Origin of the sequence: Pseudomonas sp. REB1044 (assembly GCF_038813925.1) — a bacterium.
Classification (GTDB): Bacteria; Pseudomonadota; Gammaproteobacteria; order Pseudomonadales; family Pseudomonadaceae; genus Aquipseudomonas; species Aquipseudomonas boreofloridensis.
In genome coordinates this window covers 4,722,505-4,741,333 of record NZ_CP046139.1, presented here as the reverse complement: position 1 = coordinate 4,741,333, position 18,829 = coordinate 4,722,505, and the positions used below count along the sequence as shown (strand labels likewise).

Genomic DNA, 18,829 nt, shown 5'->3' with positions numbered 1-18,829 from the left:
AAACGAAAGCAGGCGCGCCCGAGACGCGCCTGCTTTCATCGCCACGCGTGATCCTAGCCGATGGTCATCAAGCTCGCGTTACCGCCCGCCGCCGCCGTATTCACGCTGACCGCCCGCTCGATCACCAGTCGCTCCAGGGCGATCTGCTGGTCACCGCTGGACAGCCCGTGCACGCCGACGATGGCACCGGCACGTTTGGCCACCTGCTGGCACACTGCGCGGAGCTGGTCGGAGTGACCGTGGTGGATGACAGCGTCGAAGGCCACGTCGTCCTTGGTCCATTCGGCCACCAGCCTGAGCTTGCCTTGCAGCTCTTTCGGCAGACGACTGCGCAGGCCTTTGGCTGGCTCGCCATCGCTGCACAGCGCCGAGCTGCCGACCGCCAGCACCGCTGCGAACTGCGTCAGCAGGTCGGCTTCGTTGTCGGCCAGGCACAGCACGTGCTCGCGGGGCAGCACGCTGTAGGTGTTGCGCTCGCCGGTTGGGCCAGGCAGCACACGGGTAATGCCGCTCTGCGAATGCTCGGCGAACTGCTCGCACAGGGCGACCAGCTCAGGCTGGTGGCTGGACGCCCAGGTCTTGAGTGCGTGCAGTGGTTTGAGCAGTTGCTCGTGCAGCGCGTCGTCGGCCTTGCCGTGTGCGTCGGTACGCTGGAAGTGCCGGGCGATGGCGTCGGCCGGGCGGGTCGACAGCAAACGGTACAGGTACAACGGACCACCGGCCTTGGGACCGGTGCCGGACAGGCCTTCACCGCCGAACGGTTGCACGCCGACCACGGCGCCGACGATGTTGCGGTTGACGTACATGTTGCCGGCATTGACCTTGTCCACCACCTTGGCGATGGTTTCGTCGATGCGGGTGTGCACGCCGAGGGTCAGGCCGTAGCCAGAGGCGTTGATCTGCTCGATCAGTTGGTCGATGTGCTTGCGGTTGTAGCGCACCACGTGCAGCACCGGGCCGAAGATTTCGCGCTTGAGCTCGTCGAAGCTCTCCAGTTCGATCAGGGTCGGCATGACGAACGTGCCACGCTTGCATTCCTCGCCCTCGGCCAGGGCCACCTGATAGACGCTGCGGCCCTTCTCGCGCATGGCCTGGATGTGCTTCTCGATGCCGGCCTTGGCCTCGGCGTCGATCACCGGGCCGATGTCCACCGACAGGCGCTCGGGGTTGCCCATGCGGTTCTGCGCCATGGCGCCCTTGAGCATTTCGATGACCCGGTCGGCGCAGTCCTCTTGCAGGCACAGCACGCGCAGGGCCGAGCAGCGCTGGCCAGCGCTGTCGAAGGCCGAGGACACCACGTCGATTACCACCTGTTCGGTGAGCGCCGAGGAGTCGACGATCATCGCGTTCTGCCCGCCGGTTTCGGCGATCAGCGGAATCGGTCGGCCCTGGGCGTCGAGGCGCCCGGCGACATTGCGTTGCAGCAGACGTGCCACCTCGGTGGAACCGGTGAACATCACGCCTTTGACCCGCTCGTCACCGACCAGACCGGCACCGACAGTTTCGCCGCGCCCTGGCAGCAGTTGCAGCACGCCCTCGGGAATGCCCGCTTCGAGCAGCAGGCGCACGGCCTGGGCGGCGATCAGTGGAGTCTGTTCGGCGGGCTTGGCCAGGACCGGGTTGCCAGCGGCCAGCGCCGCCGCCACCTGGCCGGTGAAGATCGCCAGCGGGAAGTTCCACGGGCTGATGCACACCACCGGGCCCAAGGGGCGGCAGGCGTCGTTGCTGAAGTCGGTGCGCGCCTGCACCGCGTAGTAGCGCAGGAAGTCCACGGCCTCGCGCACTTCGGCGATGGCGTTGGCGAAGGTCTTGCCGGCCTCGCGGATGAGCAGGCCCATCAGCGGTTGGATCTCGGCTTCCATCAGGTCGGCAGTGCGCTCCAGGATCGCCGCGCGCTCGGCCGGCGGGGTGGCCTGCCAGATCGGGGCGGCGTTCAGCGCGCACTGGATGGCGTTGTCGACGTCGGCGACGCTGGCCTCCTGCACATGACCCACCACGTCGCGGTGGTCAGCAGGATTGAGCACGGCCTCGACGGCCCCTTCGCTGGCCGTGCAGGCCAGCAGGGGCGAAGCGTGCCAGTCGTTGTGCGCGGTGGCCAGCAGGGCGCAGGACAGCGAAGCCAGGCGGTGCTCGTTGGCCATGTCGATGCCGGCCGAGTTGGCCCGCTCGCTGCCATACAGCTCACGCGGCAGCGGGATGCGCGGGTGCGGCAGGCCGACGTTGCCTTCCTGGGTGGCCATGCGTTCGATGCTCAGCACCGGGTCGGCGACCAGTTCCTGGATGGAAATGGAATGATCGGCGATGCGGTTGACGAACGAGGTGTTGGCGCCATTTTCCAGCAGGCGCCGCACCAGGTAGGCCAACAGGGTTTCGTGGGTGCCGACCGGCGCGTAGACGCGGCACGGACGGTTCAGCTTGCCGTCGGCGATCTTGCCGACCACCTGCTCGTACAGCGGCTCGCCCATGCCATGTAGGCACTGGAATTCGTACTGCCCTGGGTAATAGTTCTGACCCGCGATGTGGTAGATGGCCGACAGGGTGTGGGCGTTGTGGGTGGCGAACTGGGGGTAGATGGCTTCCGGCACCGACAGCAGCTTGCGCGCGCAGGCGATATAGGAGACATCGGTGTAGACCTTGCGGGTGTAGACCGGGTAGCCCTCCAGGCCTTCGACCTGGGCGCGCTTGATCTCGCTGTCCCAGTAGGCGCCCTTGACCAGGCGGATCATCAGGCGGTGGCGGCTGCGCTTGGCCAGGTCGATGATGGCGTCGATCACATAGGGGCAGCGTTTCTGATACGCCTGGATGACGAAGCCGATGCCGTTCCAGCCCGCCAGCGACGGCTCGAAGCACAGGCGTTCGAGCAGGTCCAGCGACAGCTCCAGACGGTCGGCTTCCTCTGCGTCGATGTTCAGACCGATGTCGTACTGCTTGGCCAGCAAGGTCAACGACAGCAGCCGCGGGTACAGTTCGCCCATGACGCGTTCGTACTGCGCACGGCTGTAGCGCGGGTGCAGCGCCGAGAGCTTGATCGAGATGCCCGGGCCTTCATAGATGCCGCGCCCGTTGGACGCCTTGCCGATCGAATGAATCGCCTGCTCGTACGAGGCCAGGTACTTCTGCGCGTCGTGCTCGGTGAGCGCGGCCTCGCCGAGCATGTCGTAGCTGTAGCGGAAGCCCTTGGATTCGAAGCGGCTGGCGTTGGCCAGGGCCTCGGCGATGGTCTCGCCGGTGACGAACTGCTCGCCCATCAGGCGCATGGCCATGTCGACGCCCTTGCGAATCATCGGCTCGCCGCTCTTGCCGATGATGCGGGTGAGCGAAGAACTCAGGCCGGACTCGTTGTGGGTGGACACCAGCCGGCCGGTGAGCAGCAGGCCCCAGGTGGCGGCGTTGACGAACAGCGACGGGCTGTTGCCCAGGTGCGGTTGCCAGTTGCCGGTGCTGATCTTGTCGCGGATCAGCGCATCGCGGGTGCCTTTGTCCGGGATGCGCAGCAAGGCCTCGGCCAAGCACATCAGGGCCACGCCTTCCTGGGACGACAGGGAGAACTCCTGCAGCAGGCCTTGGACGATGCCGGCACGGCCGCTGGCGCTTTTCTGATGGCGCAGCTTGTCGGCAAGCCCCGCAGCCATCTTGTTGGTCGCCTCGGCCAGCGGGGCGCTCAGGCGCGCTTGCTCCAGCAGCATCGGTACCACTTCCTGCTCGGGACGGCGGTAGGCGGCGGTGATGGCCGCGCGCAGCACCGATTGCGGCAGGATGCTCTCGGCGAACTCGAGGAAGCATTGGTGCGCGTGGTCGGTCGGCACGTCGCCGGCATCGTCGCCATTGCTGGCGGCCAGGCCGTCGATGTCGTTGGGGTTGGCACCACCCTCGAGCTTCTCCAGGTAGTTGAAGATCGCCTGCTTGATCAACCAGTGCGGGGTGCGGTCGATGGACTGCGCAGCCGCTTTGAGTCGTTCACGGGTCGGGTCGTCGAGTTTGACCCCAAGGGTGGTCGTCGCCATTTCTTATCCTCGTTATTGCCACGGGAGTGGCTAAGCTGGCGGCAAGATTAGCGGGCGGCGTTTGCAGGTGCAACCGGGTGCAACCCGAATTTTTTCTGAAAAAGGTGCAACTCGTCTGCCAGTCTCTTAAGGAACCTTCTTTAGTCTATTTTTGCTGCCTTAGCGTCTTAAAACTCTTACTTTTGTCGCAAAAAGTAGCAAAAAGCGGTTTTATCTGAAAATGCATTTATGGGTGCAACTTGCAAATGAAAAGTGGTTGCACCTGATGAAGGTTGTTGCATAGGATGCGCCGCCTGGGTGCAACCCCCTCGTCGTGTGGGTTGCGAGAGATAACAACAACGCCAGGACATAATTATGGGCAATCCAATCACGATCACCTTCGTGGTCTACATCGCAGCAATGGTGCTGATCGGCTTCGCCGCCTATCGCTCGACCAAGAATCTTTCCGACTACATTCTCGGCGGCCGCAGCCTCGGCAGCGTGGTCACCGCCTTGTCGGCCGGTGCTTCGGACATGAGTGGCTGGTTGCTGATGGGCCTGCCGGGCGCCATCTACCTGTCGGGCTTGTCCGAGGCCTGGATCGCCATCGGCCTGACCGTCGGCGCCTACCTCAACTGGCTGTTCGTCGCCGGTCGGTTGCGTGTACAGACCGAACACAATGGCGATGCGCTGACCCTGCCGGACTTCTTCTCCAGCCGTTTCGAAGACACCAGCGGTCTGCTGCGGGTGATCTCGGCCATCGTCATCCTGGTGTTCTTCACCATCTACTGCGCTTCCGGCATCGTCGCCGGCGCCCGCCTGTTCGAAAGCACCTTCGGCATGTCCTACGAGACGGCGTTGTGGGCCGGTGCAGCAGCGACCATTGCCTACACCTTCGTCGGTGGTTTCCTGGCGGTGAGCTGGACCGATACCGTGCAGGCCACGCTGATGATCTTCGCGCTGATCCTCACGCCGATCATCGTGCTGATCTCCACCGGCGGCTTCGACACCACCCTGCTGGCCATCGAAGCGCAGAACCCGGCCAACTTCGACATGTTCCGCGGCGCCACCTTCATCGGCATCATTTCGCTGATGGGCTGGGGGCTGGGCTATTTCGGCCAGCCGCACATCCTGGCGCGCTTCATGGCGGCCGACTCGGTGAAGTCCATCGCCAATGCCCGACGCATCTCCATGACCTGGATGATCCTGTGCCTGGCCGGCACCTGCGCGGTGGGCTTCTTCGGCATCGCCTACTTCTCGGCCAATCCTGGCCTGGCCGGGCCGGTGACCGAAAACCATGAGCGGATCTTCATCGAGCTGGCGAAGATCCTGTTCAACCCGTGGATCGCCGGGGTGCTGCTGTCGGCCATTCTCGCTGCAGTGATGAGCACCCTGAGCTGCCAACTGCTGGTGTGCTCCAGTGCGCTGACCGAGGACTTCTACAAAGCCTTCCTGCGCAAGGGCGCTTCGCAGACCGAGCTGGTTTGGGTCGGTCGCCTGATGGTGCTGGCCGTGGCGCTGATCGCCATCGCCCTGGCCGCCAATCCGGACAACCGCGTGCTGGGCCTGGTCGCCTACGCCTGGGCGGGCTTCGGCGCGGCGTTCGGCCCGGTGGTACTGCTGTCGGTGCTGTGGAAGGGCATGACCCGCAATGGCGCGCTGGCGGGTATCGTGGTCGGTGCGCTGACCGTGATCCTGTGGAAGAACTACGTCGGGCTGGGGCTGTACGAGATCATTCCGGGCTTCCTGTTTGCCACCGTCGCGATCGTCGTGGTGAGCAAGCTGGGGCGTCCGAGTGCCAGCATGGTTTCGCGGTTCGAGACGGCTGACGCGGCCTACCACGCCGACAAGTAAGCGACAGGCCGAGCGCGGGCTTGCCCGCGACTCGGCCAGCGCCGACCACCGCACCTGACGCCGTCAGCCCGACAAGGTAAACTTGCCGGTTCCTCAGGAGCCCACATGAACTATCGTCACGCCTTCCATGCCGGCAACCACGCCGACGTCTTCAAGCACATCGTGCTGACCCGCCTCATCGCCCTGATGTCGCGCAAGGAGCAGCCGTTCGCCTACCTCGACACCCACGCCGGCCTCGGTCTGTACGACCTGCAGGGCGATCAGGCGACGCGCACCGGCGAGTACCTGGAAGGGGTAGCGCGACTCTGGGGCCGCGACGACCTGCCAGCGCTGACCGACGACTACCTGCGCATCATCCGCCGCCTGAATCCGGACGGCGAACTGCGCTACTACCCCGGCTCGCCGGAACTGGCGCGGCGCCTGATGCGCCAGCAGGATCGCGCCCTGCTCAACGAGAAGCACCCCGAGGATGGGCCGCTGCTCAAGGACAACATGAAGAAAGACCCGCGCGTGACCGTGCACCTGGGCGAAGGCTGGCACGTGCCGCGGGCCTTGCTGCCGGTGCAGGAAAAGCGCGCGATCATGCTGATCGACCCGCCGTTCGAACAGGCCGATGAGCTCAAACGCTGCACCCAGGCGGTGAAGGAGGCGATCGGGCGCATGCGTCAGACCGTCGCGGCCATCTGGTACCCGATCAAGGACCAGCGCTCGCTGACCCGCTTCTACCAAGACCTCACCAGTACCGGCGCGCCCAAGCTGCTGCGGGTCGAGTTGTACGTGCATCATCAGGACAGCCCGCAGGGCCTGAACGGTTCCGGCCTGGCCATTGCCAATCCGCCGTGGGGCCTGGAGGACGAGCTGCGCGAGCTGCTGCCGTGGCTGGCCAAGGAGCTGGCACAGAGCGCTGGCAGTTGGCGCATGGACTGGCTGATCGCCGAGTAGCAGGCGCAGCCGTGCGGTACAGGTTGTTTGCGCTATAATCGCGCGCTTTGGTCGCCAGTCGCCCACCCGGCTCCTGGCGCATCTCATATCGAATGAAGAGGCGAGTCCCTTGGCATTGACGATTCTTGGCCTGTCCGGCGCCCTCAGCCATGACCCTTCCGCGGCCTTGTACATCGACGGCAAGCTGGTTGCCGCCGCCGAAGAAGAGCGCTTCGTGCGTGACAAGCATGCGAAGAACCGCATGCCGTATGAATCTGCGAAGTTCTGCCTGGAGCAGGCCGGCATCAAGCCGTCCGACGTAGACGTGGTGGCCATTCCGTTCGCCCCCATCAGCCTGTTCGGCAAGGCCCGCTGGCACTACGCCAAGCGCTATTGGTACGCCCCGGACCGCGCCCTCGACGCTATCCTCATGGGCAACCGTCGCTACAAGCGCTACCGCAAGAAGATCGTCTGGTGTCTGGAGCAGTTGGGCTTCGATCCGAAGAAGATCAAGATCGAGCCGGTCGAGCACCATCTGGCCCACGCGTCCAGCGCCTACCACTGCTCGGGCTTCAAGGAAAAGACCGCGATCCTCGGCATCGACGGTAAGGGCGAGTACGCCACCACCTTCTTCGGCTACGGCGAGAACGGCAAGATCCACAAGATCAAGGAGTTCTTCGATCCGGATTCGCTGGGCGGCCTGTACGGCGCGATCACCGAGTTCCTCGGTTTCGAGATGCTCGACGGCGAGTTCAAGGTGATGGGCATGGCGCCGTACGGCGACGCCAGCAAGTACGATTTCTCCCGTCTGGCCAGCTTCGAGAATGGCGAACTGGTGATCAACACCGAGTACGCCAACGTCATCGGTCTGCGCCGCTATAAAGAGAAGGGCAAGGGCTTCTACTTCTCGCCCAAGCTGATCGAGTGGCTCGGTCCCAAGCGCGAAGGCGACATCGCCGACGAGCCCTACATCCACTACGCCGCCAGCATGCAGGCCCTGTTCGAGAAGCTGGCCCTGCAGATGATCGACCATTACCTGGGCGACATCCTCAAGGAAACCGGCAAGCTGGCCTTTGCCGGTGGCTGCGCGCTGAACGTCAAGCTTAACCAGAAGATCATCGCTCGCCCGGACCTCAAGGAGCTGTTCGTCCAGCCGGCCTCCGGCGATGCCGGCACGGCGGTCGGGGCCGCCGCCTACGTGTCGCACGCCCGTGGTGTGCCGGTCGAGAAGATGGAACACGTCTACCTCGGCCCTGCGTACTCCAACGAGGACGTCATCGCCGCCTGCGCGCGCCATCCCAGTGCGCCGAAGTGGCGCAAGCTCAACGACATGCCTCAGCGCATCGCGCAGATCATGGTCGATGGCAACCCGGTGGCCTGGTTCCAAGGCCGTATGGAATTCGGTCCGCGTGCCCTGGGCGGTCGTTCGATCATCGGCTGCCCGAGCGTGCCGAACGTCGCCAACCGGATCAACGAGCAGATCAAGTTCCGCGAGCGCTGGAGACCCTTCTGCCCGTCGATGCTCGACACCGTCGCGCCGCAGATGATCAAGATCGACCACCCGGCTCCGTTCATGACCTTCACCTTCGAGGTGGCCGAGGAATGGAAGACCCGTGTGCCGGAAGTGGTCCACGAAGACGGCACCTCGCGGGCCCAGGTGCTCAAGCGCGAGTACAACCCGCGCTACTACGACATGATGAAGGCGCTCGAAGACCTCACCGGTAACGGTGTGTCGCTGAACACCTCGCTCAACCGTCGTGGTGAGCCGATGATCTGCTCGCCGACCGACGCGCTGAACATGTTCTTCGGCTCGGACCTGCAATACCTGATCATGGAAGACATCCTGGTGGTCAAGGACGGCGCGGCGGCGTATGACCAGCCGCTCTGACCTGCGGGTCCTGCAGTTCTGCCACGGCTACGACGGGCCGTTCCTTGATTGTGCCCGTCAGTACGCCAGCCTGTTCGAAGGCCGGGGCTACAAGGTCACCACGGTGTTCCTCACCGGCAAGGCCGACCCCCAGGTGGCTGCCGGCTGTGGTGGCGATGAAGTGCTGTTTCTCGAATTCAGCTCCAAGGCCGTGCGCGGGCTCAAGCTTGGCGCCATCGCGGCCTTGCGTCGAATCGCCCGAGAACGCACGTTCAGTTTCTGCATCGCCCACCGCTTCAAGCCACTCTATGTGGCGCTTTTGGGCACTGCGCTGCCGGTGATTGGCGTGCACCATGCCTTCGGCGACTATCAACGCCAGGGCCGTCGCCTGTTTGCCAACCTGGCGCGCAAGCGCCTCAGCCTGCTGGGCGTGTCCGACGCGGTGCGTGACGACATGCGCCGCTGTCTGCCCGGCTGGCCAGCCGAGCGTATCCAGACGCTTTACAACCGCATCGACGTCGAGGCGCTGCAGGCTGCATTGCTGCCGCGTGACGAGGCGCGGCGTGCCTTGGGGCTGGACGCTCAGGCGTGGATCGTCGGCAATGTCGGCCGCCTGCACCCGGACAAGGACCAGGCCACCTTGCTGCGCGGCTTCGCCCAAGCCTTGCCGGGATTGCCCGGGAACGCTCGACTGGCGCTACTGGGCAAGGGTCGTCTGGAAGACTCGCTCAAGGCGCTGGCCGCCGAACTGGGCATCGCCGAGCGCGTCGATTTCCTCGGCCAAGTGGCCGATGCCCGTCGCTACTTTCAAGCCTTCGACGTGTTCGCCCTGAGTTCCGACCATGAGCCATTCGGCATGGTCCTGCTGGAGGCCATGGTGGCTGGCGTGCCGGTGCTGGCCACCGCTTGCGGTGGTGCGCGCGAGGTGGTCGAGGGCGTGGGCGTGCTGTTCGCGCTGGGCGATGCCGGGCAATTGGCCCAGGGGCTGCAGCACATGGCCGGTCTGAGCGACGAGCAGCGCCGCGAATACGCCACCCTGATGCTGCAGCGTTTGCATGAGCGATTCTCCGATGAGGCCGTGCGTCAGGTGTTCTGGCAACTGCCCCAGGTACGAGCGCTGGAGGCGCGGGTCTGATGCTCAATCATCTGCGCGCCTGGCGCGAACGCGGCTGGACCGCCATCGACGCGAACGCTTATGCCCAGGCCTGGCAACGCTTTGGTGGCAGTGTCGCCAGTCATCCGCTGGTGCTCGAGCAACTGGCCGACCTGGCACAGATTCCCGTGCGCTACCTGGGCTGGGAACGTGACGGCGAACTCGTGGCGGCAGTGCCGACCTGGGGCCGGCACCTGGCGCTGTCCAAAGATGTGCTCAAGCGCCACGGCAAGAAGGGCCTGTTCGACCTGGGCAATGCCGAAATCATCCTGCCCGCCGCTGACGATGCCGCTGCACCGCTGCGCCATGCCGGGCGTTACTTGTCCGAGCTCAATCACGGTCGCTTCGACGGCCTCAACGCGCAGACCGAGCAACTGGCCCTGGCGCGCCCGCACGAAGACCTTTCGAAGAAGTTTCGCTACAACCAGCGTCGCGAGCTGCGCCTGCTGGAAGAGGCGGGCGGGGTGGTGCGGCCGATTAGCGAGTTCAGTGCCAGCGACATCGCCGCCATGTACTGCGATCTGTTCCAGCGTCGTTGGGGCTTCCTCGCCACGGGGGCTGCGCACATGGCCGAAGTGATCGAGCGCTTGCGCGAGCTGCTGATCGGTTCGGTGCTGTTCCTCGACTCGGCGCCGATCGCCATCCAGCTGGTGTATCGGGTCGAGTCACCGCAATGGGTCAGCGTCGAGTACGTCAATGGCGGGGTCGATCCTGAAACTAAGGCGTTCAGCCCCGGTAGCGTGCTCAGCTTCCTCAACACCCAGGCCGCCTGGGAAGACGCCAAGGCGCGCGGCAAAGCCCTGCGCTTTTCCTTCGGTCGGGCCGACCGGGAATACAAGGAGCGCTGGTGTCATCCGGTGCCGGTGTACCAGTCATGAGCCGCAAGCAGCAGTTGCTCAAGCGCCATCGCCGCAACAAGCGTATCGGCTTGCTGGTGACGCTGCTGGCCTTGCTGCTGGCGGGCGTGCTCGTCGCCTGGTGGTTGCCGGTGCTGCTGCTGCCGCTGCTGTGGGTGGCCCACGAGGCCTGGTTTGCCGATCACCTGTTCTACGCGCCTGGCGATGACTATGTCTTCGACTTCGGCCCGCACGCCGAGGAAGCGGTCGTCCACCTCGACCATGGGGCGCTCAAGAGCGATACGCCGTTCGACGACCAAGACACGCTGATCCTCGAGGTTCGCTTGAGGTCGAGCTGGCTTGGACGCATCCTTGACCCTCGTGTCGAGCTGACAACAGACACCCAGGGCGACCGTCAGACCTTCGAGCGCGGTGTCGGCGGGGTGCGCATGCTGACGCTCACGGGGCTGGCCGCGCCTTTGCGCGAGGGGCGTCTTCGCATTAAAGGTCGCTATTGTCGGCTGCATGGCCAGCCGCGGCTGTGGGTGATACCGGCGGTCGAGTTACGTCACCGACGCGTCATGGTGATCGCTCCCCATGCCGATGATGCCGAACTTGCAGCCTACGGCCTGTATAGCCAGGCCGAAGAAGCGTGGGTCGTCACCTTGACAGCGGGTGAGATCGAAGCCGAACACTACCAGCGCATGGGCTTGAGCGTAACGGAGGCAGCGCGGCTCAAAGGTCGTCTGCGTGCCTGGGACAGCATCACCGTGCCGCGGTGGGCCGGCGTGCCAGAGGCGCGCTGCGTTCAGCTCGGCTACTTTTGTCTGCAGCTCGCGGCCATGCGCGCCGCACCCTGCGAGCCGGTAGGTTCGCGTGAGGCGCAGATGACCGACATCCGTCCATTGCGCCGCTTCAATACTCTTGCGCTACCGGCTGACGCCGATGGTGCACCGACTTGGAACAACCTGCTCGCTGATCTTCGCACGCTCATGGAGGTGGCTCGACCTGAGGTAGTGGTGATGCCGCACCCTCACCTCGATCCACATCCTGATCACATCTGCGCGCAGGTAGCGGTTTTCGAGGCGTTGCAGGGATGCGCCTGGCAGCCGCAGACGCTGCTGTGTTACGCCAATCACCTGCACGACAACGATCGCTGGCCTATGGGCGACAGCGGCGATGGCGTAGCCCTGCCGCCGCAGCTTCAGGCCGACGAGCCCTGGACGCCCTGCACGCTTGTGCTGGATCTTTCGACTCAGCGTGACAAGGCCATGGCGCTGGCAATGATGCATGACCTACAACCTCCGACGCCCTTGAAGCGGCGCATACGCAGGTTGATCCAGCGCTGGCTGGTGGGGCGTCGTTGGTCACCTTATGGAGACAATGAGTTCTTCCGCAAGGCTGTACGTAGGCATGAGCTGTTCTGGCGTCGCGAGCTAGGGGCAGGGATGATCGATCATGATGATAGGCGTGTGCGAGGCATGAAATGAGAGTGCTGTTTCTGGTCCAGAAGGAGCAACGTGCGATTCTCGACCGGTTGTACGACGGTGTCGTTGCCAACTGCGACTGTGATCTGCGCTGGCTGTCGAGCGACGAGCAGCGCAACCTGCGGCGTTACTTCAAGCGCGAAGTGGATGTCACGCGTTATGACCGGATCGTGTTTTTCCTGCGATTCAAGCAGGAAATCCGCCAAGTGGCGTTCATCCGCACTCTGCCGAACCTGGTCATACTAGAACACGATGCCTATCAGAACTACATCCCCTGCAAGTACACGGGCGCCTTCAGCGCGCATTACCGTAAATTGCCATGGGCACGGGTGATCAGCTCCGGCTTCACGGTCAGCGAGCGGCTGCGCCAGGAGGGCTTCGATGCAGTCTTCGTACCCAAGGGTTACGATGAGCGTTTGTTGACGGACCGAGGCCAGCCACGCGACATCGAGCTGGCGTTTGTCGGCAGTACCGCCAGTGTGGCCTACAGCGGTCGCAAAGCCTTGCTCGAGGAGTTGGGGCAAGTGGAAAACCTCGTGGTCACGCGCACCAAGTCGGGCGAGGATTATTGCAATACGCTGAACCGCATCCGTTTTTTCGTCAGCGCCGATGTCGGTATGGGCGAATACATGATCAAGAACTTCGAGGCGATGGCCTGTGGCTGCGTGCTGCTGGCGTTCGACCAGGGCGAGGCGGAAAACCGCGTGCTGGGTCTTCAAGACATGCACAACGTGGTGCTGTATGACAGCATCCCGACGCTTCGGCAGAAGCTGGGCATCCTGCGCGCCGATCCGGCATTGGCTGAGCGTATTGCCGCCAAAGGCCGTGAGCTGGCAGTCTCGGGCTTCAGTTTTTCCCAGGTCGGGCGTAGCATCGTCGACCACATGAGACCCCCACTGAGGCCGCGACCAGCGCTAACTGCGTGGGAGCGTTTGCGTCTGAAGCTGGGGTTTTGAACGATATGGCCCGATCCGCGACGGTCGCGGATCGGGCCGCCAGTTGGAGGAAGCCGGTGCGCTTCTCGGAAAACAGTGATATCACGCTGGTGGTCACCAGCTGCGGTCGCCTCGACCTGCTCAAGGCAACGCTGGAGAGCTTCGATCGGCTCAACACGGCGCCGATTCGCGAGGTCTTCATTACCGAAGACTCGGGAGACGAAGCGGTCCATGCAGTGGTGCCAGAAAGCTGGAAGAACCACTGCACCGTCTTCGTCAATCGTCCAAAGCTCGGTCAGCTCGCGTCGATCGATTTGGCATACAGTCATGTCAAAACGCCTTTTATCTTCCATTGCGAGGATGACTGGAGCTTTTATCGCCAACATTTTGTCGAGGATTCGCAACGCGTTCTCGAAACGAGCCCGCAGGTTCTACAAGTCTGGTTGCGTAGCCATGCCCACGATCTGTCGGTACACAGCCCTACATTCGTCTTGGGCCACGACAGGTGATCGCGGGTGTCCCCTGTTATCCGTTGTTATCGGAAAAATCCGATTGGCAGGCGTTCTCGCTCAATCCAGGATTGCGCCGTCTGAGCGATTACCAAACCTGCGCGCCCTTTGCTGCCTATTCTGGTGAGAAGGCGCTCTCGCGACGCTATGCCGAGTTGGGAATGACCGCTGTTACGCTTGAGGGTGACGCGGTGTTGCACACGGGCTTCGGGAGTCATGTCACAGTGCCGGAGGAGGTCAAGCGCAAGGCCCGAAGGCGCCAGCGTGACCGAATCAAACTGATGACAGTTCTTGTCATAGGGACATTGGTCGGTATTGGAATCGGCTTTCTTGCTCACTGAAACACTTGATCCGATGAGCGATCCGTCGGGTACAAGGGAGCTCTACCGATGAATGTGATCAACGTCATGTGGTCAGGCGGTGCCCCGTATATGTCTGTACATACGGTGCACCAGCAGATGCTGCGTCATCTCGGCGACGACGTCGAGATCGCCAACTGGTTGCTGTTGGGTAATGGGCTGTGCAATGGAGCGGGCTCTGTTCGCGAATGGCACATGCCAACGCGGGCGCTCAAGGGGCGCCGCCTCTGGTCCTTATTGATGCCGTTGTTGCGCGCTCGACTGCGCGTAGCGCTGGAGCAGGAAAGGCCCGATGCCATATTGATCGATGGCTTGGGTGTTGCTCGCCTTATCCTGCCGTTGATGCGCCATCTTCCCGAAACGCGTGTCACCGTACTTTTTCATGGAACGACTCGCTTGCGCGGTGAAGACGTTCGGTTGCTTCGTGGCTTGGCCCCCGGTCAATTGTGCCTCGCTGCCGTTTCACAGACGCTTGCTCGATCTATGGAGCAGGTGTTGGGGCGTAGTGTGCAAACCTTGCGTATCGCTCTGGATCCCTCTGCATTTGCCTTGGACCTGCTTGATCGTGGGCAGGCCAGGCGTGCGCTGGCACTGCCAGACCGGCCAGGTCGTGTATTTGGCGCAGTGGGGCGACTCGTTCCGAGCAAAGGCTTCGAAATGCTGGTCAAGGCATTCGCCCAGGCACGACAGAGTCAACCTGATATTCGGCTTGTGATCATGGGCGACGGCGAAATGAAGGCGCAGTTGCAAAGTCGGTGCGATGAACTCGGACTAGGTGACAGCCTTTTGCTATGCGGTTACCGATCCGACGTTTCCCGACTCTACCGCGCTTTTGACTGGTTGCTGATTCCATCGCGCTCCGAGGGCCTGGGGCTGGTTCTGCAGGAAGCGGTCATGGCGGACGTACCTGTGCTGTGTAGCGATCTCTCGGTGTTTCGCGAGCAGTTGGGTGAGGCCGGATGCTACATACCGGTCGGCGATCAAGCGGCGTGGACTCGCGCAATCGTGGCGTGTAACGGGTTGGATGCGAGCGCTACGGCGGCAGTACAGCGTCGGGCTCTGGCGCCCGAGCAAGCGTGGCTGGCCTTCAGGCATAGCTCAAAGGCCTTGCTGCAAGGCTGAGTATCAGTGCTGGAGGACCGCTGACTGCAATTGGGCGAGAGGAAAATCTGCACCGAGCCCTTCACGTTCGAGATAGTTCACCAAGTGTTGAACGTTACGCTGCGCCATCCGGTGGCTTAGCGGTGCACGCATGAAGCGCATGTCTGCCACATCGATCAATCCTAGTTCCTCGTCCGGGGTAACGACGACGTTCCCCAGATGCAGTGACCGGAAATAAATACCGGAACGGTGCAGGTACTTGATCAGCCCGATCAGTGCCGGCAAGCAGTCATTCCAATGGAAGCCTTGCTGATGCGAGCGCTGCAGCAGCGTTTGTCCGGGTAGTGGACGATACAGTACCGCAGTGCGGCCGGGCTGTTGCAGCTTGTGGTGACTGATCACGTCCAGAGTGGGAATGCCCAATTTCCTGAGGCGTGCCGCATTTTCCACGAAGCGTTGGGAATAGGGGCGCAGCAGTGCAGATGAAATCAGACGTTTACGACGAAAAACCTTGAGGATATTGCCATCCTCAAGCAGGTAAACTTTCGCGCCATAACTGTCGGCTTCCAGAATCCTGGCGCCGCGAGTCAGCTGATCGAAGTCGGCCTGGGGAAGTCGGGAACATCGCATGGAGTAGTGCCTTTTCTTCTGCGAGCAAAATGACTGGCAATAATGCCGAAAATAGCGGGACAGCACCATGACGGTGTTACCAGAGTGATCGGGGGAAGGGATGTTGCATGAAAAGCGCTGGGCCCAGATTTGGCTTGGCTTTGGTTTCGTCTGGTTCCTGGCCGCGATTGCCTTGGCGCCGAGCAACAAGCTCTATCAGCAGGGTTTGATCCTCTTTCTTTGGCTGCCGACGCTGCTGCTGGTATGGCCCGCCCGTCAGGTGTTCGTCGCTGGCTGGCGGCAGCAGCCGGCGCTATGGAGTGCGGTCGCTCTGTTTTTGTTATGGAGTGCGCTCAGCTTGATCTGGTCGGCCACTGACGAAGGCGGACGGGAAGCCAAGCGACTCATCTACATCCTGCTGTTCCTGATGTTCTTTGCGCTGTTGGCGCAGCTTGGGAGCAAGTGCGTGCGAATGCTGCTGCAGCTTGGCGGTGCGCTGTTGGCGGTTGCCGCACTGATTTCGTTCTATCGATTCTATGGGATGACCGACAACCCTCTAGTGATGCGGTTGTATGGGATCGGCGGGATTGATCATCCTATTCTGGGTGCCTATGTAGTGAGCGTGCTGGCGCTGGCGATGCTCTACGATTATCCCCAAGGGCGAATGATGCAACTGGGCTGGGCGCTCGTGCTGTTGTGCCTGGGGGGGTTCGTTGCCCTTTGTCAGAGCCGTGGCGCTGTTATCGGCGTATTGTTCGCCGTGCTGTGCGCACCTTGGTGGATGCGCGACCGGGCCAGCAAGGTGCTCGCAGTCTCGTCCGTGATCCTTGTGGCAGTAGCCGTCTACGTGTTTTATAACCTGTTGATGAGCCGCGGATCGTCCTTCCGCATGGAGATCTTTCAAGCCTCCGTGCAGATGATCGAGCAGCATCCCTGGACGGGGCTGGGAATCGGTGCGTTTTACCGGATACAAGCGGCCGGACAGCAGTTCGACCATACCCACAATATGCTTACCCATGCTGCCATCGAGCTGGGCTTGCCTGGCATGCTGCTATGGCTGGCAATATGGCTGTTGGCTGCTCGGGAAATGCTCAGAGCGCGAGAGGCCCCGCTTGCCAAACTGGCGCTGTGCATCTGGGTATTCTCCTCGGTCGCCATGCAGCTCGACGCCGCCAGCCTGACTGGCACCCCGCGCGCCGAGTGGTTCATCAGCTGGCTGCCGGTAGGGCTGGCGATGATGTTGCCGTGGATGCATGCCCAGGGAAAAGCCTGTGGTAAAATTCGCGGTTCAACCTGAACAGCGAGCTCGACGATGGCCGAAATACCGCGCCCGGCGGACAATTCAAGCAGCCTGAAGATCTACTTCCGGCTGTTGAGTTATGTGAGACCCTACCTCGGCATTTTTCTGTTGAGCATCATTGGTTTCGTGATCTTCGCGTCCACCCAGCCAATGCTGGCCGGGATTCTGAAGTACTTCGTCGATGGCCTGAGCAACCCTCAGGCCGTGCTTTTCCCCAATGTCCCTATCTGCGCGACCTGCAGTTACTGCAGGCCGTTCCCTTGCTGATCATCCTGATCGCCACCTGGCAGGGCATAGGCTCCTTTCTGGGCAATTATTATCTGGCCAAGGTTTCGCTGTGCCTGGTGCATGACCTGCGTCTGGAGCTGTTCAACAAGCTGCTGGTGCTGCCCAACCGTTACTTCGACAGTCACAACTCCGGGCATCTGATTTCTCGCATCACGTTCAACGTGACCATGGTCACCGGTGCTGCCACCGATGCGATCAAGGTCGTCATCCGCGAAGGGCTGACCGTGGTATTCCTGTTCGTCTATCTGATGTGGATGAATTGGAAGCTGACGTTGGTAATGATCGCCATCCTGCCGGTCATTGCGCTGATGGTCGGTTCCGCCAGCAAGAAATTCCGCAAGCAGAGCAAGAAGATCCAAGTGGCAATGGGCGACGTGACCCATGTCGCCTCCGAGACCATCCAGGGCTACCGTGTGGTACGCAGCTTCGGTGGCGAAGCGTACGAAGCGCGGCGCTTCGAGAACGCCAGTCAGAGCAACACCGACAAGCAACTGCGAATGAACAAGACCGGCGCACTCTATACGCCGGCCTTGCAGTTGGTGATCTACACCGCCATGGCGACGCTCATGTTCCTGGTGCTGTTCCTGCGCGGGGACGCCTCGGCCGGCGACTTGGTCGCTTACATCACGGCGGCTGGATTGTTGCCCAAGCCCATTCGCCAGCTTTCCGAGGTGAGCTCGACCATCCAGAAGGGCTTGGCCGGCGCCGAGAGTATTTTCGAACAGTTGGATGAAAAACCGGAAATTGATGCAGGTACGGTAGAAAAGGCCCGCGTTGAGGGGCGCCTGGACGTGCGCAATTTGAGCTTCACTTATCCAGGTACCGACCGGCAGGTGTTGTTTGATATCAGCTTCGTTGCACAGCCCGGCCAAATGATCGCCTTGGTGGGCCGCTCCGGGAGCGGCAAATCGACGCTGGCGGCACTGATCCCCCGGTTCTATCACCATGACACGGGCGAGATCTTGCTCGATGGCGTCGAAATCGAAGACTACCGACTGCGCAATCTTCGCCAGCATGTAGCGCAAGTTACCCAGCACGTCACGCTGTTCAATGACACCGTAGCCAACAATATCGCCTACGGTGATCTCGCCGGTGCACCCCGTGAAGCGATCGAAGCCGCCGCTGCGGATGCCTACGCCAAGGAGTTCGTTGAGCAGTTGCCAAACGGCTTCGACACCGAGGTTGGCGAAAATGGCGTATTGCTCTCCGGTGGTCAGCGCCAGCGTCTGGCAATTGCGCGGGCCTTGCTGAAAAACGCACCGTTGCTGATCCTCGACGAGGCCACCTCGGCGCTGGACACCGAGTCCGAGCGGCACATCCAGGCGGCGCTGGACCATGTCATGCAAGGGCGCACCACCCTGGTGATCGCCCACCGGCTGTCGACCATCGAGAAAGCCGATCTGATCCTGGTGATGGATCAGGGCCGGATCGTCGAGCGCGGCGACCATGCCACGCTGATCGCGCAGAATGGCTATTACGCCCGCCTGCACGCCATGGGCCTGGACGAACCCGGCAAGGCCGACATTACTTGAAACACCGGCACTCGGGGCCTGGCGCCCCCAGTGCCGGCGTGTTTTTCGGCTCGGCAGTTGGCGCTAAAGCCGCCGCCTGCCCTGTGCTAATATCC

11 protein-coding genes and 2 pseudogenes are annotated in these 18,829 nt (G+C 62.5%); 11 read left to right on the top strand and 2 right to left on the bottom strand.

Features of this window, described 5'->3' with window-relative positions:
- Positions 1 to 53: 53 nt before the first annotated feature.
- Positions 54 to 4,004, bottom strand: coding sequence for a trifunctional transcriptional regulator/proline dehydrogenase/L-glutamate gamma-semialdehyde dehydrogenase (putA, locus tag GKC70_RS21540; protein ID WP_342649870.1), 3,951 nt, complete (start codon positions 4,002 to 4,004; stop codon positions 54 to 56).
- Between the two features lie 354 nt (positions 4,005 to 4,358).
- On the opposite strand from putA, the gene putP reads away from it, so the two are divergent.
- The 9 genes and pseudogenes from putP (at position 4,359) to GKC70_RS21495 (ending at position 15,026) form a co-directional block, all read left to right on the top strand.
- Positions 4,359 to 5,837: a sodium/proline symporter PutP gene (putP, locus tag GKC70_RS21535; RefSeq protein ID WP_342649869.1), complete on the top strand. Its 1,479-nt coding sequence runs from the start codon at positions 4,359 to 4,361 to the stop codon at positions 5,835 to 5,837.
- A 105-nt stretch (positions 5,838 to 5,942) separates the two neighbouring features.
- A complete protein-coding gene (rlmJ, locus tag GKC70_RS21530) occupies positions 5,943 to 6,779 on the top strand; it encodes a 23S rRNA (adenine(2030)-N(6))-methyltransferase RlmJ (RefSeq protein WP_342649868.1) in 837 nt (278 codons plus the stop codon).
- Between the two features lie 109 nt (positions 6,780 to 6,888).
- Complete coding sequence (locus GKC70_RS21525; protein ID WP_029612817.1) at positions 6,889 to 8,646, top strand: carbamoyltransferase; 1,758 nt, start codon at positions 6,889 to 6,891, stop codon at positions 8,644 to 8,646.
- The gene (locus GKC70_RS21520; protein ID WP_342649867.1) at positions 8,630 to 9,760 is read left to right on the top strand and encodes a glycosyltransferase; all 1,131 of its coding nucleotides are present in this window, start codon (positions 8,630 to 8,632) and stop codon (positions 9,758 to 9,760) included. Before GKC70_RS21525 ends, GKC70_RS21520 begins: the two co-directional genes overlap by 17 nt.
- The gene (locus GKC70_RS21515) at positions 9,760 to 10,656 is read left to right on the top strand and encodes a GNAT family N-acetyltransferase (protein ID WP_342649866.1); all 897 of its coding nucleotides are present in this window, start codon (positions 9,760 to 9,762) and stop codon (positions 10,654 to 10,656) included. The genes GKC70_RS21520 and GKC70_RS21515 overlap by 1 nt, the downstream gene beginning before the upstream one ends.
- The gene (locus GKC70_RS21510; protein ID WP_342649865.1) at positions 10,653 to 12,104 is read left to right on the top strand and encodes a PIG-L family deacetylase; all 1,452 of its coding nucleotides are present in this window, start codon (positions 10,653 to 10,655) and stop codon (positions 12,102 to 12,104) included. Before GKC70_RS21515 ends, GKC70_RS21510 begins: the two co-directional genes overlap by 4 nt.
- Positions 12,101 to 13,057: a glycosyltransferase gene (locus GKC70_RS21505; protein ID WP_342649864.1), complete on the top strand. Its 957-nt coding sequence runs from the start codon at positions 12,101 to 12,103 to the stop codon at positions 13,055 to 13,057. The genes GKC70_RS21510 and GKC70_RS21505 overlap by 4 nt, the downstream gene beginning before the upstream one ends.
- A gap of 56 nt (positions 13,058 to 13,113) precedes the next feature.
- Positions 13,114 to 13,886 (top strand): annotated as a pseudogene (locus tag GKC70_RS21500) (glycosyltransferase family 2 protein).
- 48 nt (positions 13,887 to 13,934) lie between these two features.
- A complete protein-coding gene (locus GKC70_RS21495) occupies positions 13,935 to 15,026 on the top strand; it encodes a glycosyltransferase (RefSeq protein ID WP_342649863.1) in 1,092 nt (363 codons plus the stop codon).
- A gap of 3 nt (positions 15,027 to 15,029) precedes the next feature.
- Here the strand turns inward: GKC70_RS21495 and GKC70_RS21490 are convergent, their stop codons facing one another.
- The gene (locus tag GKC70_RS21490; protein WP_342651560.1) at positions 15,030 to 15,635 is read right to left on the bottom strand and encodes a toluene tolerance protein; all 606 of its coding nucleotides are present in this window, start codon (positions 15,633 to 15,635) and stop codon (positions 15,030 to 15,032) included.
- Between the two features lie 100 nt (positions 15,636 to 15,735).
- Between GKC70_RS21490 and GKC70_RS21485 the strand changes: the two genes are divergently transcribed.
- Positions 15,736 to 16,911 (top strand): O-antigen ligase family protein, encoded by a 1,176-nt coding sequence (locus GKC70_RS21485; protein WP_342649862.1) that lies wholly within the window; start codon positions 15,736 to 15,738, stop codon positions 16,909 to 16,911.
- 15 nt (positions 16,912 to 16,926) lie between these two features.
- Positions 16,927 to 18,734: pseudogene (gene msbA, locus GKC70_RS21480) on the top strand (lipid A export permease/ATP-binding protein MsbA).
- The last annotated feature ends 95 nt before the right edge of the window (positions 18,735 to 18,829 follow it).

Excerpts from the sequence above, each read along its gene's own strand:
- putA (WP_342649870.1), bottom strand. The coding sequence starts at position 4,004 with ATGGCGACGACCACCCTTGGGGTCAAACTCGACGACCCGACCCGTGAA.
- GKC70_RS21515 (WP_342649866.1), top strand. The coding sequence starts at position 9,760 with ATGCTCAATCATCTGCGCGCCTGGCGCGAACGCGGCTGGACCGCCATC.
- rlmJ (WP_342649868.1), top strand. The coding sequence starts at position 5,943 with ATGAACTATCGTCACGCCTTCCATGCCGGCAACCACGCCGACGTCTTC.
- GKC70_RS21510 (WP_342649865.1), top strand. The coding sequence starts at position 10,653 with ATGAGCCGCAAGCAGCAGTTGCTCAAGCGCCATCGCCGCAACAAGCGT.
- putP (WP_342649869.1), top strand. The coding sequence starts at position 4,359 with ATGGGCAATCCAATCACGATCACCTTCGTGGTCTACATCGCAGCAATG.
- GKC70_RS21520 (WP_342649867.1), top strand. The coding sequence starts at position 8,630 with ATGACCAGCCGCTCTGACCTGCGGGTCCTGCAGTTCTGCCACGGCTAC.
- GKC70_RS21490 (WP_342651560.1), bottom strand. The coding sequence starts at position 15,635 with ATGCGATGTTCCCGACTTCCCCAGGCCGACTTCGATCAGCTGACTCGC.
- GKC70_RS21505 (WP_342649864.1), top strand. The coding sequence starts at position 12,101 with ATGAGAGTGCTGTTTCTGGTCCAGAAGGAGCAACGTGCGATTCTCGAC.
- GKC70_RS21495 (WP_342649863.1), top strand. The coding sequence starts at position 13,935 with ATGAATGTGATCAACGTCATGTGGTCAGGCGGTGCCCCGTATATGTCT.
- GKC70_RS21485 (WP_342649862.1), top strand. The coding sequence starts at position 15,736 with ATGTTGCATGAAAAGCGCTGGGCCCAGATTTGGCTTGGCTTTGGTTTC.